This window comes from Youngiibacter fragilis 232.1, assembly GCF_000495435.3.
In the GTDB taxonomy this organism is placed as follows: Bacteria; Bacillota; Clostridia; order Clostridiales; family Clostridiaceae; genus Youngiibacter; species Youngiibacter fragilis.
Genome location: NZ_AXUN02000067.1, coordinates 1 through 14,488, shown reverse-complemented (window position 1 = coordinate 14,488; position 14,488 = coordinate 1). Strand labels below are relative to the sequence as shown.

Here is a 14,488-nt window from a genome sequence, read left to right as displayed (position 1 = left end):
AGGGGCTTTTTCAGTGCCCTCGGGACGAAGTGGAATTTTTTAAATTTCCATCCGGGTCTCGTTGGAGGACACTGTATTGGCGTGGATCCATATTATCTTACCTATAAAGCTGAACAGCTAGGATACCATTCACAAATTATTCTTTCTGGTAGAAGAATCAATGATGATATGGGCAAATACGTAGTCGAAAATTTGATTAAAAACCTTATAAAAGCAGATGTACCAGTGAAAGATGCAAAAGTAGCTATATTAGGATTTACGTTCAAAGAAAACTGCCCCGATACTAGAAATACAAGGGTTATTGATATTGTTAATGAACTTAAAGAATATGGAATCAATCCGATGATTGCAGATCCTGAAGCAGATGCTCAGGAAGCTAAACATGAGTATGGAATTGACTTTGATTCAGTAGAAGGTATTAAAGAGATGGACGCAATTATCATAGCAGTTGGGCATGATCAATTCTTAAAATTTACTCGCGAGGACTTTGATAAGATGTTTAAAGACGGATCTAATGAAAGCAAAGTACTACTTGATATTAAAGGAATCTTAGATAGAAAAGAATATGAAGTAGCAGGATATAAGTATTGGAGACTTTAAGGAAAGGTAGTGCATATCATGGGGTATGAAAATATAACATTTGAAAAAGATAGCGTATTTCTCGTTACAGGTGGAGCGGGGTTTATTGGCTCCAACTTGTGCGAGGTTTTATTAGATAAAGGTTATAAGGTTAGATGCCTAGACGATCTTTCTAATGGTAAACAGGTCAATGTGGACTTGTTTATTAATAATCCTAATTACACTTTTATCAAGGGAGACATCAGAAATCTAGACACGTGTATGAAAGCATGCGAGGGTGTTGATTATGTACTTAATCAAGCAGCTTGGGGCAGTGTTCCGAGAAGTATAGAGATGCCGTTGCTTTATGAAGAAATAAATATCCGTGGAACACTTAACATGATGGAAGCGGCTAGACAAAATGGAGTTAAGAAGTTTGTCTACGCATCTAGTTCTTCAGTTTATGGTGATGAACCAAACCTTCCCAAACAAGAAGGAAGAGAAGGAAACCTATTATCACCATATGCTTTGACTAAAATGGTTGATGAGGAATATGGCAAACTATATTCAAAACTCTATGGGTTAGACACGTATGGGTTGAGATATTTTAATGTATTTGGAAAGAGACAAGATCCCAACGGAGCATATGCTGCTGTAATACCTAAGTTCATCAAACAATTGCTTAATAATGAACAGCCTACAATAAATGGCGATGGTAAACAAAGTAGAGACTTTACTTATATCGAGAATGTTATTGAAGCAAACTTGAAGGCATGTAAAGCTTCTTCTGAAGTTGCTGGAGAAGCATTTAATATCGCATATGGTGGAAGAGAATATCTAATTGATGTATACAATTCTCTTTGTAAAGCTCTTTGGAAAGATATTGAACCAATCTTTGGACCAGATAGAAAAGGTGATATAAAGCATAGTAATGCTGATATTAGTAAAGCGAAAGAGATGCTCGGATATGATCCTAGTTGGAGTTTTGAAAGAGGAATTGAAGCAGCAATAGAATGGTATAAGGAGAATTTATAATATGTCAAAAGGTACAATTCTATATGTAGGTGGTTTTGAACTGCCAGATAAAAATGCTGCTGCTCATAGAGTTTTGAGTAACGGGAAAATATTTAGAGAGTTAGGCTACAAAGTAGTGTTTATTGATGTCGATAAAACCTTGCCTTACAATTCAGATATTTTAACAACTATTAAAGATGTTCAAGGCTTTGAATGTTGGTCTATTCCATATCCTCAGAAGACTATTGAATGGACAAGTTACTTATCTAGCATCGATTATCTTAACTCAATGAAAAAACAATATAAGGATATAAAAGGAATTATTGCATATAATTATCCTGCATTAGCATTAAATAATCTAAGAAAGTATGGTAAAAAGAATAATGTGAAAGTTTTTGCTGATTGTACTGAGTGGTACAGTACAAATGGATCAAATTTAGTTTTTAAGGTTATTAAAGGCTTGGATTCATTTTTGAGGATGAGAATTATTCAAAAGCGACTTGATGGTCTAATTGTAATTAGTAAATTCTTGGAGAGCTATTACGGTAATACGAAAAACGTTGTTAGGATACCTCCGTTAGTAGATATTAATGAAAAAAAATGGAGTAAAAGCAAACAGATAATAATAAATGAATTTGATAATAGATTGCGTTTTGTGTACTCGGGGAATCCAGGCAAGAACAAAGATAAAATTGTGAACATTATTGAAGCACTATATGATTTAAAAGATTTAAGTAATTATGAAATGAATATAGTAGGAATAAGTAAAAACCAATTTATTAAAGATTTCCCAAACTACCAAAAGAAGATTGACTCTTTAGATAATAGGGTTAATTTTGTTGGCAGAGTGTCGCATGAAGAAAGTTTGGAAGAGCTTCAGAATGCGGACTATAGCATATTTATTAGAGAAAAATCTAAACTTACTATGGCAGGATTTCCAACAAAGTTTGTAGAAAGTATCACTTGCTCAATACCTATTATAACTACTGATTCAAGTGACATTAAAGAATATTTTCTTGATGAGACTTATGGAATTTTACTTAAAGATAGTACTGTAGATAGTATTAGAGAGGTATTACAAAATGTGATTTTAAATAATGTTAATAGAAGAAAAGAAAAGTGTGGGATAAACAATAAAATGTTCCATTATAGTGAATACCAAGAGTTAATAAGCAAATTATTATTGAATGTAGCTCAATAAGAGAATTTGGAGATGAAAAAAAATGTTTAAAGACAAAACATTACTAATAACAGGTGGAACAGGATCTTTTGGAAATGCAGTAATGAAAAGATTCCTGGATACAGATATCAAAGAAGTCCGAATTTTTTCTCGTGATGAGAAGAAACAAGATGATATGAGAAAGTTATATAGAAACGACAAATTAAAATTTTATATAGGAGATGTTAGAGACCTTGGAAGTGTTAAAAATGCTATGCATGGAGTGGACTATATCTTTCATGCAGCTGCTCTTAAGCAAGTACCTTCTTGTGAGTTCTTTCCTCTTGAGGCGGTAAAAACTAATGTATTAGGAACAGATAATGTATTGTCTGGTGCTATTGAGATGGGAGTTAAAAAGGTAATATGTCTCTCTACAGATAAGGCAGCCTATCCGATCAACGCAATGGGTATTTCAAAAGCAATGATGGAGAAAGTATTTGTTGCTAAAGCAAAGACTGTTGATCCTGAAAGAACACTTATTTGTGGTACAAGATATGGTAATGTTATGGCTTCAAGAGGGTCAGTAATACCATTGTTTATAGATCAGATTAAAAACGGACAACCCCTAACCGTTACAGATCCAAATATGACAAGATTCTTAATGAGTCTTGAAGAAGCTGTTGAACTTGTTGTGTTCGCTTTTCAAAACGCTGAAGCAGGAGATATTATGGTTCAAAAGTCGCCAGCATCAACTATCGGGGATTTAGCACAAGCAGTTAAAGAACTCTTCAAAGCAGATAATGAAGTTAAAGTAATCGGAACTCGTCATGGAGAGAAACTTTACGAAACCCTCCTAACAAAAGAAGAGCATGTTGTCGCTAAGGATATGGGTGGATTCTATCGAGTTCCTGCGGATAAGAGAGATTTAAACTACGATAAATACTTTGTTGAAGGGGATCAAAAGCTTTCATCAGAAGATGAGTATAATTCTCATAACACAGAAAGGCTTAACATAGAACAGATTAAAGAAAAGCTACTTCAGCTTGATTATGTAAGAGAACAATTGGAAAGTTGGGATAGATGATGAAAATTTTAGTCACTGGGTCAAAAGGCTTTATAGGTAAAAACTTAATAGCGGAACTGAGAAATAGAAAGTATGATGATATTTTTGAATATGATCGAGTTACAGATTCTTCTCTACTTGAAGAGTATTGTAAAGAAGCTGACTTTGTGTTTCATCTTGCGGGAGTTAACCGTCCAAAAGAAAAATCGGAGTTTATGGAAGGCAACTTTGGTTTCACCTCCACTCTATTAGATTCTCTTAAGAAACATAATAACACCTGCCCGGTGATGATTTCATCGTCTATTCAAGCTGAGTTAGATAATCCTTACGGCGAAAGTAAGAAGGCAGGGGAAGATCTCTTATTTGCTTATGGTAAAGAAACTGGTGCCAAAGTTCTTGTTTATAGATTCCCTAATGTATTTGGTAAATGGTGTAGACCTAATTATAACAGTGCTGTAGCTACTTTTTGCAATAATATCGCTCATGATTTACCTATTCAAGTGAATGATCCAAGTGTAGTAATGAATCTTGTTTATATAGATGATGTGGTAAATGAGCTGATTAATGCGTTAGTAGGAAAAGAAAACAAAGTAGATTCATTCTGTGAAGTAACCGTGGTACACACCATTACTCTAGGTGAAATAGTAGATTTGATTTACTCGTTCAAGAAGAGCAGAGAAGATAGATCGGTGCCAAATATGTCTGATGAATTTGCCAGGAAACTTTACAGTACATACTTAAGCTATTTGCCTGAAGACAAGTTTAGTTATGACTTAAAGATGAATGTGGATCAGAGAGGCTCTTTTACAGAATTCATAAAAACACCTGATCGTGGACAGGTTTCAGTTAATATCTCAAAACCTGGTATAACAAAAGGTAATCACTGGCACCACACTAAAAATGAAAAATTCTTAGTGGTAAGCGGCAAAGGTGTCATTAGGTTTAGGAAGATAGATTCAGCTGAAGTACTACAGTATTTCGTAAGTGGTGACAAAATGGAAGTTGTTGATATCCCAACGGGCTATACACATAACATAGAGAATCTTGGTGATACAGATATGGTAACGATTATGTGGGCCAATGAGCCATTTGATCCTGAAAAGCCTGATACTTATTATTTGGAGGTATAACTGATGAAGAGATTGAAAGTCATGACAGTCGTTGGTACTAGACCAGAAATTATCAGACTGTCAGCTGTTATAAATAAATTAAATGAATCTGACGCAATTGACCACGTTCTTGTTCATACAGGACAGAACTACGACTACGAACTAAATGAAGTTTTCTTCAATGACTTTAATTTAAAGAAACCGGATTACTTCCTAAACGCTGCAACAGGGACTGCTGTTGAGACAATTGGTAACATTCTAGTTAAGATTGATCCAATCCTTGAAGAAGTAAAACCTGATGCATTTCTTGTGCTTGGAGATACAAATAGCTGTTTATGCGCAATAGCAGCAAAGAGAAGACGTATCCCTATTTTCCATATGGAAGCAGGGAACAGATGCTTTGATCAGAGAGTACCTGAGGAGACAAATCGAAAGATTGTGGATCATACGGCAGATATCAACCTAACCTATAGCGATATTGCAAGAGAGTATCTTTTAAGAGAAGGACTTCCTGCAGATAGAGTAATCAAAACTGGTAGCCCAATGTTCGAAGTTCTTAATTCTAGAAAAGACGATATTGAGAAATCTGATGTACTTGAAAAATTAGGACTCGAAGCTGAGAAATATTTTCTTGTCTCTGCTCATCGGGAAGAGAATATCAGCTCTGAACAGAATTTTATGGATCTAGTAGATAGCTTAAACACGATAGCCGAAAAATATCAGATGCCATTGATCGTGAGTACACATCCAAGAACAAGAAAAATGATTGAAGCTAAAGGCATTGAATTCAATCCATTAGTTAAGACGATGAAACCTCTTGGATTTAACGATTATGTTAAACTTCAAAAGTATGCAAAGGCTGTTTTGAGTGATAGCGGAACAATTAGTGAAGAGTCATCAATTCTTGGGTTTAGGGCACTGAATATCAGACAAGCTCATGAGCGACCTGAGGCTATGGAAGAAGCATCAGTGATGATGGTTGGACTTAAGAAAGAAAGAGTTCTTCAGGGATTAGAAGTGTTAGAAACTCAGGGGAAAGATACTTTGAGATTAGTAGCTGATTATAGTATGCCAAATGTGTCTGATAAGGTCTTAAGAATAATTTTAAGCTATACTGATTATGTAAATAGAGTTGTTTGGGGAAAAAGAGAAAGCGAAGGTACACCATAATGAGGTATTATTTTGTTGCAGTAAATTATAATGGTTCTAATTTTACAAAAGAATATATAGATAGCGTTAACAATATAATAACCGTTCCTGAAGACGAGATTTATATAATTATTGTCGATAATGCTTCAAATGAAAATGATAAAGCAAGATTAGTATCATTTGAGAGACAGTATAATAACCTTGAGATAATTTTCTCATCAGAGAACTTAGGGTACTTCAAAGGATTAAATAAAGGTATCGAGAGCATCAGAAAAGATGAAGACTCAATTATTATAGTAGGAAATAATGACTTAACCTTCGATTGTAGTTTTATCGAAAATCTAGATAGAATTGATTATGATGAAGATGTTCTTGTTATAGCCCCCAATATAATCACTAAAGATGGCAGGCAACAGAATCCTCATGTAATTAAGGAGGTTCCTAGAATCGAAAAAATAAAAGTTGCATTATACAATTCGAATTACTATATCGGTCAAGCGTTAAGATTTGTGAATCAGAAAATTAGAAAGCTAAGAAATAAACCGGTTTCTCATACGAATAACTGTGGACAGATGAAAATCAAAAGAGGTATAGGTGCATGTTATATTCTAACCCCTAACTTTTTTCAACATTATACAAAATTAGATGATAGAGTATTTATGTGGGGTGAAGAAGCACTACTTTCAAATCAAGTAGAAAGTGTTGGGGGATCAACCTTATATGATCCAACAATTATAATAACTCATCATGAAAGTGCAAGTGTAAAAAGTATTCAAACGAAGAAGAAATATTATATGGTTAAAGAATCTTATAAAGTTTACAAGAGGTATTTGTAGATATTTTTCATGATTTGATCAGCGATATTGTTTAAGCCGAAACAAAATGACCAATTGCTGATGCTATTGCCTGTCCGAAAATTGCCAGATATAATGACCATAACTACTCTTAAGAAAGGAAAGACGCCCCTGTTTGGTAGACTGCTCACCACAGCAGTCTCAGGGACGTCTCACACAACTCTTATGGTCATTCTATCAAAATATGAGTTGTTTGAAAACCCTGAAACAGGTGTTTTTTGTTAGGAGTTTGGAGCCATTTTGTTGTCCCAGCTGTCAGTGTGAACACTGCAGCGTCATCGGAAGCCGTAACCGCAAAGTCATTGAAGCCTTCGACACAAGCCGGAGCAAGACCTTTCGAATCAGACGCCTCAAATGTTCAAGCTGTGGCAGAATCCATCACGAGCTGCCCGGCACGGTGATTCCCTACAAACGGCATCCAGCAGAAAGCATCGAAGCTGTTCTGGATGACACCGAAGTCGCTGTGGAAGAATCCACCATCAGACGCTGGAAAGCCTGGTTTAACGGCATCACCTGTCATCTGCTGGGTGTGCTGAACACCATGAGTGAAGACAACACAATGGAAAAAACTCCCTTTCCCGGAACCCCACTCCAACGGCTCCGGCAGTCCGTAGGCGAGACAACCGGATGGCTAAGCCGTGTTGTCCACCAGACAGTAAAACTGAATCTTTGGGTACAGACCCGTTCGGCCTTTTCTGCCGGGTAAAGCCAGTGTATGGTGATGACAATCCCCTGTAGAAAGGAAGATAGTCATGACCAAGGAAAAACAACAAGCCCAGGAACGGATGAAACTCATCGCACCCCTCTTGGCCCCTGGCCTGGACAAAGCCAGTTACCAGAAACTGAAAGATCAGATCAGCCAGGAAACCGGCCTGTCAGAACGCACCCTGCGCCGATACATAGCCCGGTACCAGCAGGCAGGCTACGACGGTCTGTTGTCTGTAAAGAAAAGGATGATTACCAGTGACGCTGTCCCGGAAGAAATCCTCCAGGAAGCCATCCTCCTGCGACGCCAGGTGCCCGGCAGAAGCGTGGCCCAGCTGATCCAAATCCTGGAATGGGAAGGAAAAATCCAGCCCGGCCAGATCAAACGCAGCACCCTTCAGGACAAACTGGCCCAGCGAGGCTACAGCAGCCGGCAGATGAAACAGTACCACCAAACCGGCAGCACTGCCCGGCGTTTTGTGAAACCACACCGAAACTGTCTGTGGCAGTCAGACATCAAGTACGGACCGTTCCTGCCCATGGGTCTGGGCTGCAAACCACAGCAAGTGTTCCTGGTCACCTGGATTGATGACGCTACCCGGTTGATCCTCCACAGTGAATTCTATCCCAGCCTGGGCAGCCCCATCGTCATTGACAGTTTCCGCCAATCCCTTCTAAAACATGGTATTCCGGACGCAGTGTACTTCGACAACGGGTCTGAATACCGGAACAAATGGATGCAAACCACCACAGGGATCCTTGGCATCAAGCTGATGTACACCAAACCATACAGCCCTGAGTCAAAAGGCAAATCAGAAGTGTTCCACCACCAGGTGGACCGGTTTCTCACAGAAGCCAGACTGGAAAACCTGGACAGTCTGGAAGACCTGAACCACCTGTACAAGGTCTGGTTAACAGAGTGTTACCAGCATAAACCCCACAGTGCCCTGAAAGACAACAAGAGCCCCTACGAAGCTTTCCAGGCAGACACCCGGCCCATACGGTACATGGACCCCAAGGAAATCCATGAGGCTTTTCTCCACCGGGAAGAACGGAAAGTGGACAAAACCGGTTGCATCAGTTTCCAAGGCAAGTTCTACGAAGTGGGCCTGTCCTACCTGGGGATGAAGGTCACCGTGATTTACGACCCGGCAGATACTTCAGTTATTCAGGTACAGGCAGGTAACCTTCAACCAGTACAGGCAAAGGAGAGAACCATCGGTCCCTGGGCAGGGACAAGGCCTAACCTGCCGGAACACTTAACCAAGGTGCCCGCCACAGAGTCCCGCCTGTTAAAGGCGGCCCAGAAAAAACACCAGCAGCGTCAGGGTCCCATGGTGATCAGTTACCGGAAAGCAGGTGAGCCGGATGTATGAAACCTTTTACGGCTGTGTTAAAACACCTTTTTCCCGGACCATTGATGCCACAGATTTGTATACCCCACCGGTACTGAAAGAAATTGCCGGCCGCTTGCACTACGCCGCCCAGCGCCAGCTTTTTGCCGTCTTTACCGGGGAAGCAGGCACTGGTAAAACCACCACCCTGCGCTGGTTTAAGGAGCAACTGCCTCCCAGCAAATACCAGGTCTTTTATCTATCGGATTCCAAGCTGACACCCCGGCATTTCTACAAGGGCCTTTTAGAACAGATTGGTTGTGAAGCCAAGTTTTACCGGGGTGATGCCAAACGACAGCTGCACCGGGAGATTGAACTGATGCGGGGGATTCACCACATCCGGCCGGTGGTTGTGGTGGATGAAGCCCATCTGTTGGACAGGGAGATGTTGGAGGAAGTACGCTTTTTACTCAACTTCCAGATGGACTCCATGAGCCCCATGACCCTGATCCTGGCAGGCCAGTCAGAACTGTGGGACCGGCTGAAACTTCAAAGCTTTGCGGCCATCCGCCAGCGTATTGACATGGTCTGCCGCCTGTCACCCCTGGACAGAGCCCAGACGGAAGCTTACCTGAGACAACATCTTCTGGCAGCTGGCACTGACAGGGACATCTTTTCAGAAAAAGCACTGGATGCCATTTACACATACTCTGGTGGCATTGCCCGGCTGATCAACAAAGCGGCCACCAACGCCCTGATCTATGGCGCTCAAACTCAGAAACCCATCATTGATGAACACATGGTGAGCCTGGTCATCAGTGGTGAGGTTGCTTAACGCGGATGCCTTAAAGCGTTAAACCTTCTTTTGACTTTGACCGGTTTTCTCCTTTCCGGGAGGATAGGGCTCTGCTGAGGAGCAACCCGAGCGCCTGGTCTGGGGCAAGACGCGTAAACTCCCTCCGTTTCCCGGAGGGCAGAAAGCCGGTCAGCAGCACCTGTTGGATGACCCAAAAGTGTTAAAAGGCGCTTTTGGGTTTTCCGGTCACAAAGTCCGGCAGTTTTCGGTCAATTTAGGCCGTCTGGTTCCGGACAGCCAGCGTTAGCAGCGACACGATATCTACTTAGGGGGTGCAAAGTGATATATATATTATTTGTTTCATTACTTGTGATGTTAATAATCAGTTTTTTTATTAATAAGTTTGACTTGCTGTCTCCTTGGCTAATTTCAATTAGTGTATTTATTATAAGTTTATTATTTGTAATTTTGAACAAGGACAATTGGGACATTAGCTTATCCCCCTATACTGTATTAATAATAATAATCGCGGTACTTTCAATTGGTATTGGTGAAACATTTGCTCGATTCGTTTTCAGAGATACATCTCCAACACTAATTCCTAAAGCACAAAATAGGATGAAAATTCCTCGATTGATAAACTTTTTTGTATATATGTTTTCTGTAGTGGTGCTTATCTGGTATTACTTAAGGATGCGAGAAATTGCAGGAATAGTTGGATACAGTAGTGGACAACAATTATTGATCCAATATGCACGGTTAGGAATATTGCAATATGGAATTTCCGTTGGGCCAGTTCTTGCGGTGGCTACATTTTTATTAAGAGCATTATCATATGTTTACACATTCATTTTTTTATATAACTTCTATATGTTTAATAAATCAAGAATCAAGAGTGAGGTCTATTATCTACTACCTTCTATCATGTATCTTGTCCAATATTCTTTATCTGGTTCAAGGGGAGCAATCATCGAATACTTCACGTATGTAATTATTTTGATTGGTATTTTCTTAATAAAAACCAAGAAAAGCAACATCGAAACTAACAAAAGAATAGCAAAATATGCTGTTTTGGGGCTGTTAGTATTTTTTATAGTCTTCATTTTTTTGGGGAATTTGAAAGGATGGAAAGGTGCTGATGTTAAGTCTCTTTTGTCGATATATACTGGAGGTTCGATATTAGCATTTGATAATTATCTTAATTTGCCCAAAGTACCAAATGAATATTTTGCAGAAGAGACTCTTGTCGGCGTTAATAATTTGTTAAGTAGAATTGGTATTTACGAAAGAGAATTTTCAAGAGTACTAGAATTTACTGTGATAGATGGCAAAATAACAACTAATATATATACTTCGATAAGAAGATATATCCAAGATTTTGGAGTCTTCGGAATGATCATTGTTCAAATAATAATTGGTTTTTTCTTTGGTGCTCTTTACTCAAAAATTAAAAAAAGCAAGAGATTTAATTACGTTGTAATATTCTATTCAATCTTATTCATGAGTGTTATTTATCAAAGTATAGACGAGCAATTTTTAACAACATTTTTATCAACAACTCAGATTTTCACAGTTTTATTTACTTATACATTTTATCGGATGTTAATCAGACCAAAACTAAGAAAAGAGTATTTACAATATTCAAACATGACATCAAAAGATTGAAAGGAGATAAAGGATGAAAGGAATTATTCTAGCAGGAGGATCTGGGACAAGGCTATATCCACTAACAATGGTTACCAGCAAACAATTATTACCTGTATATGACAAGCCAATGATCTATTATCCTCTTTCAGTACTTATGTTAGCAGAGATTAAAGATATTCTTATAATATCAACACCACACGATTTGCCAAATTTTGAAAAGCTTCTTGGTGATGGGAGTGAATTTGGTATCAATCTGTCATACGCTGAACAACCATCTCCAGACGGTTTAGCTCAAGCATTTATTATAGGTGAAGACTTCATTGGTGATGATAATGTGGCTATGATTCTTGGAGATAACATCTATTACGGTAATGGCTTTACTCCAATTCTTAAAGAGGCCGCAGAAAATGCACAAAATGGCGAAGCCACAATATTTGGGTATTACGTACACGATCCTGAGAGATTTGGGATAGTTGAGTTCGATGAAGACGGGAAGGTGATTTCTGTAGAAGAAAAACCTCAGAATCCGAAGTCGAATTATTGTATTACAGGACTGTATTTTTATGATAATAGAGTAGTTGAGTTTGCTAAAAATGTTATACCTTCAGCAAGAGGTGAACTTGAAATTACCGATCTAAATAGAATGTATCTTGAAGATGGGACTTTAAATGTTAAATTGCTTGGTAGAGGTTATGCATGGCTTGATACAGGTACAATGGATAGTCTTGTTGAAGCAGCTGAATTTGTTCAAATGATAGAAAAGAGACAGAGTATAAAGATTTCTGCACTTGAAGAAATAGCCTATCATAACAATTGGATTGATAAGCAGACGCTTTTAGCATCAGCTGAAAAATATGGAAAGTCTCCCTATGGGGAACACCTAAAGAAAGTTGCTGAAGGAAAAATTAGATATTAAGTGAGGGAACTCAATGAATATTATAAAAACAGAGATCGATGATGTTTTGATATTAGAACCTAGAGTTTTTGGAGATCATCGTGGTTGGTTTACAGAGACATATTCTAAAACTAAATTTCAAGAAATAGGTATTGATATCGAATTTGTACAGGACAATCACTCTATGTCAGCGCAGAAGGGAACATTAAGAGGACTGCATTTTCAGATAAATCCTAAAGCCCAAACAAAGCTAGTTAGGTGCACAAAAGGTAAAATTCTAGATGTTGCTGTTGATTTAAGAAAAGGATCATCTACATATAAACAATGGGTTGGTGTTGAGTTGTCTGAGGATAATAAAAAACAGCTTCTCATTCCAAAAGGGTTTGCTCATGGTTTTTTGACATTAACAGATAATGTAGAAGTACAATACAAAGTTGATGAATACTATGCGCCAGAGTGTGACAGAAGTATCCGATTTGATGACCCAGAAATTGGTGTAGACTGGGAGATTGAAAATCCAATACTATCTGAAAAAGACTTAAAGGCACCATTACTTAAGGATAGCGATGTAGATTTCAGCCTAAAGTTTATGGTTACCGGAGTAAATGGCCAACTTGGTCATGATGTAGTTTTAAAATTGAAAGAAATGAATATTGGTGTTGTTGCTCCAAGAAGAGATGAATTTGACCTAACAAATAGAGAGCAAGTTCAGAGATATATTATAGAAGAAAAACCAGATGTAATAATTCATTGCGCTGCATATACAGCAGTAGATAAGGCAGAAGATGAGAGCGATTTATGTTATTCAATTAATGTAGAGGGAACTAGAGCAGTAGCTGAAGCAGCGAGAGAGATTGACGCTAAAGTAGTTTATGTAAGTACAGATTATGTCTTTGACGGTCTAGGGCTAGAGCCGCATTCCGAAGAAAAGGAACCGAATCCTGTTAACTATTATGGCTACACAAAAGAACAAGGTGAGAAGATTGTTAAAGCGGAACTAGATAATTATTTTATCGTAAGGACGTCATGGGTGTATGGCAAAAATGGGAATAATTTTGTTAAGACAATGCTTAAATTAGCTGAAACAAGAAGTGAAATTAGTGTAGTTAGTGACCAAATTGGTTCACCTACATATTCTAAAGATCTAGCTGAATTTATTATAAACTTGGTTAAGACCAATCAGTACGGTATTTATCATGGTGTTAATGAAGGCTACTGCAGTTGGTATGAGTTTGCCAAAGCAATCTTTGAAAAAGCAGGGATTGAAATTAAAATAAATCCTATTACTACAGAAGAATATCCTACAAAAGCTAAAAGACCATTGAATTCTAGATTATTAAAGGATAACACTGATAAGACTGGAATTAAAAGATTACCTCATTGGGAAGATGCAATTAGCAGATTTATTGAGGAGCTTTAATGACAGACAAACGAGGTTGATATATTGAATCTAAAAACTATTAGTTTTATAAAAAACATGTCATATACAATTTCATCAAATTTGATATCGTTAATTATATCAACTTTGGTAGTTTTAATAATACCGAAACTCATAGGGATTGTAGAGTATGGCTATTGGCAACTCTATATATTTTACACTTCCTATGTTGGTTTCTTGCATTTTGGCTGGAATGACGGTATTTATTTAAGGTTTGGCGGAGAAGAATACAAGAATTTAGATAAAAAATTATTTTACTCTCAGTTTATTGAGTTGCTTGTCAGTCAAATTGTCATAGCATTACTAATATGGTTAGGGTCCTTTATTTTTGTTCGGGATTTTAACCGTGGATTTATCCTACAGATGGTTGCTATAGCAATGATTTTAGTTAATACTAGATTAATGTTTTTTTATATCTTACAAGCAACAAATAGAATAAAAGAATTTGCAAGACTAACTATGTTGGATAGGATTGTCTATATTATCTTAATTGTAACTTTTTTGCTAGTTGGGGTTAGAGATTTCAAGCTTATGATAATTGCTGATTTAGTTGGTAAGTTTATGTCTTTACTTTTCGCTACTTTTTCATGTAAAGACATAGTGTTTAGAAAAATAAATACATTTTACCTTACTATTTCTGAATCAATTATTAACATAAGTGTAGGTATTAAGCTTATGTTTGCAAATATCGCAAGCATGCTCATAATTGGAGTTGTCCGGTTTGGGATCGAGCAAACATGGGATGTAGCTACATTTGGGAAGGTATC

14 protein-coding genes and 1 pseudogene are annotated in these 14,488 nt (G+C 37.8%); all 15 read left to right on the top strand.

Annotated features, from left to right (window positions below; translation table 11 throughout):
* The coding region (locus T472_RS04465) for a nucleotide sugar dehydrogenase (protein ID WP_023863360.1) at nt 1-600 on the top strand (600 nt) is incomplete at its 5' end.
* A gap of 18 nt (nt 601-618) precedes the next feature.
* Entirely contained in the window at nt 619-1,593 is a 975-nt protein-coding gene (locus T472_RS04460; RefSeq protein ID WP_023388468.1) for an SDR family oxidoreductase, read from the top strand.
* 1 nt (nt 1,594) lies between these two features.
* Nucleotides 1,595-2,773 carry a glycosyltransferase gene (locus tag T472_RS04455; protein WP_023388467.1) on the top strand — a complete coding sequence of 393 codons (1,179 nt, stop codon included), beginning with the start codon at nt 1,595-1,597 and terminating at the stop codon, nt 2,771-2,773.
* 22 nt (nt 2,774-2,795) lie between these two features.
* Entirely contained in the window at nt 2,796-3,815 is a 1,020-nt protein-coding gene (locus T472_RS04450; RefSeq protein WP_023388466.1) for a polysaccharide biosynthesis protein, read from the top strand.
* Entirely contained in the window at nt 3,815-4,924 is a 1,110-nt protein-coding gene (locus T472_RS04445) for a capsular polysaccharide biosynthesis protein CapF (protein ID WP_040906668.1), read from the top strand. The genes T472_RS04450 and T472_RS04445 overlap by 1 nt, the downstream gene beginning before the upstream one ends.
* 3 nt (nt 4,925-4,927) lie before the next feature.
* Nucleotides 4,928-6,073 carry a non-hydrolyzing UDP-N-acetylglucosamine 2-epimerase gene (wecB, locus tag T472_RS04440; RefSeq protein WP_023388464.1) on the top strand — a complete coding sequence of 382 codons (1,146 nt, stop codon included), beginning with the start codon at nt 4,928-4,930 and terminating at the stop codon, nt 6,071-6,073.
* Nucleotides 6,073-6,888: a glycosyltransferase family 2 protein gene (locus T472_RS04435; protein WP_023388463.1), complete on the top strand. Its 816-nt coding sequence runs from the start codon at nt 6,073-6,075 to the stop codon at nt 6,886-6,888. The genes wecB and T472_RS04435 overlap by 1 nt, the downstream gene beginning before the upstream one ends.
* A gap of 202 nt (nt 6,889-7,090) precedes the next feature.
* The gene (locus tag T472_RS20590) at nt 7,091-7,612 is read left to right on the top strand and encodes a DUF6431 domain-containing protein (protein WP_369322738.1); all 522 of its coding nucleotides are present in this window, start codon (nt 7,091-7,093) and stop codon (nt 7,610-7,612) included.
* Nucleotides 7,613-7,658: 46 nt separating this feature from the next.
* Nucleotides 7,659-8,987 (top strand): DDE-type integrase/transposase/recombinase, encoded by a 1,329-nt coding sequence (locus T472_RS04430; protein WP_023388462.1) that lies wholly within the window; start codon nt 7,659-7,661, stop codon nt 8,985-8,987.
* Entirely contained in the window at nt 8,980-9,780 is an 801-nt protein-coding gene (locus T472_RS04425; RefSeq protein ID WP_023388461.1) for an ExeA family protein, read from the top strand. Before T472_RS04430 ends, T472_RS04425 begins: the two co-directional genes overlap by 8 nt.
* 333 nt (nt 9,781-10,113) lie before the next feature.
* On the top strand, nt 10,114-11,406 hold the full coding sequence (locus T472_RS04420) for an O-antigen polymerase (RefSeq protein ID WP_242864762.1): 1,293 nt from the start codon (nt 10,114-10,116) through the stop codon (nt 11,404-11,406).
* A 13-nt stretch (nt 11,407-11,419) separates the two neighbouring features.
* Nucleotides 11,420-12,304 (top strand): glucose-1-phosphate thymidylyltransferase RfbA, encoded by an 885-nt coding sequence (rfbA, locus tag T472_RS04415; protein WP_023388459.1) that lies wholly within the window; start codon nt 11,420-11,422, stop codon nt 12,302-12,304.
* A gap of 13 nt (nt 12,305-12,317) precedes the next feature.
* Nucleotides 12,318-12,860, top strand: a pseudogene (gene rfbC / locus T472_RS20570) (dTDP-4-dehydrorhamnose 3,5-epimerase); the annotation flags it as partial.
* A gap of 12 nt (nt 12,861-12,872) precedes the next feature.
* Entirely contained in the window at nt 12,873-13,703 is an 831-nt protein-coding gene (gene rfbD / locus T472_RS20565; protein ID WP_341372039.1) for a dTDP-4-dehydrorhamnose reductase, read from the top strand.
* A gap of 24 nt (nt 13,704-13,727) precedes the next feature.
* Nucleotides 13,728-14,488: MATE family efflux transporter (locus tag T472_RS04405; RefSeq protein ID WP_023863359.1), on the top strand; the 761-nt coding region annotated here is incomplete at its 3' end.

Excerpts from the sequence above, each read along its gene's own strand:
- T472_RS04455 (WP_023388467.1), top strand. The coding sequence starts at position 1,595 with ATGTCAAAAGGTACAATTCTATATGTAGGTGGTTTTGAACTGCCAGAT.
- T472_RS20590 (WP_369322738.1), top strand. The coding sequence starts at position 7,091 with ATGAGTTGTTTGAAAACCCTGAAACAGGTGTTTTTTGTTAGGAGTTTG.
- T472_RS04450 (WP_023388466.1), top strand. The coding sequence starts at position 2,796 with ATGTTTAAAGACAAAACATTACTAATAACAGGTGGAACAGGATCTTTT.
- T472_RS04435 (WP_023388463.1), top strand. The coding sequence starts at position 6,073 with ATGAGGTATTATTTTGTTGCAGTAAATTATAATGGTTCTAATTTTACA.
- T472_RS04425 (WP_023388461.1), top strand. The coding sequence starts at position 8,980 with ATGTATGAAACCTTTTACGGCTGTGTTAAAACACCTTTTTCCCGGACC.
- T472_RS04445 (WP_040906668.1), top strand. The coding sequence starts at position 3,815 with ATGAAAATTTTAGTCACTGGGTCAAAAGGCTTTATAGGTAAAAACTTA.
- T472_RS04460 (WP_023388468.1), top strand. The coding sequence starts at position 619 with ATGGGGTATGAAAATATAACATTTGAAAAAGATAGCGTATTTCTCGTT.
- T472_RS04420 (WP_242864762.1), top strand. The coding sequence starts at position 10,114 with ATGTTAATAATCAGTTTTTTTATTAATAAGTTTGACTTGCTGTCTCCT.
- wecB (WP_023388464.1), top strand. The coding sequence starts at position 4,928 with ATGAAGAGATTGAAAGTCATGACAGTCGTTGGTACTAGACCAGAAATT.
- rfbA (WP_023388459.1), top strand. The coding sequence starts at position 11,420 with ATGAAAGGAATTATTCTAGCAGGAGGATCTGGGACAAGGCTATATCCA.
- rfbD (WP_341372039.1), top strand. The coding sequence starts at position 12,873 with ATGGTTACCGGAGTAAATGGCCAACTTGGTCATGATGTAGTTTTAAAA.
- T472_RS04430 (WP_023388462.1), top strand. The coding sequence starts at position 7,659 with ATGACCAAGGAAAAACAACAAGCCCAGGAACGGATGAAACTCATCGCA.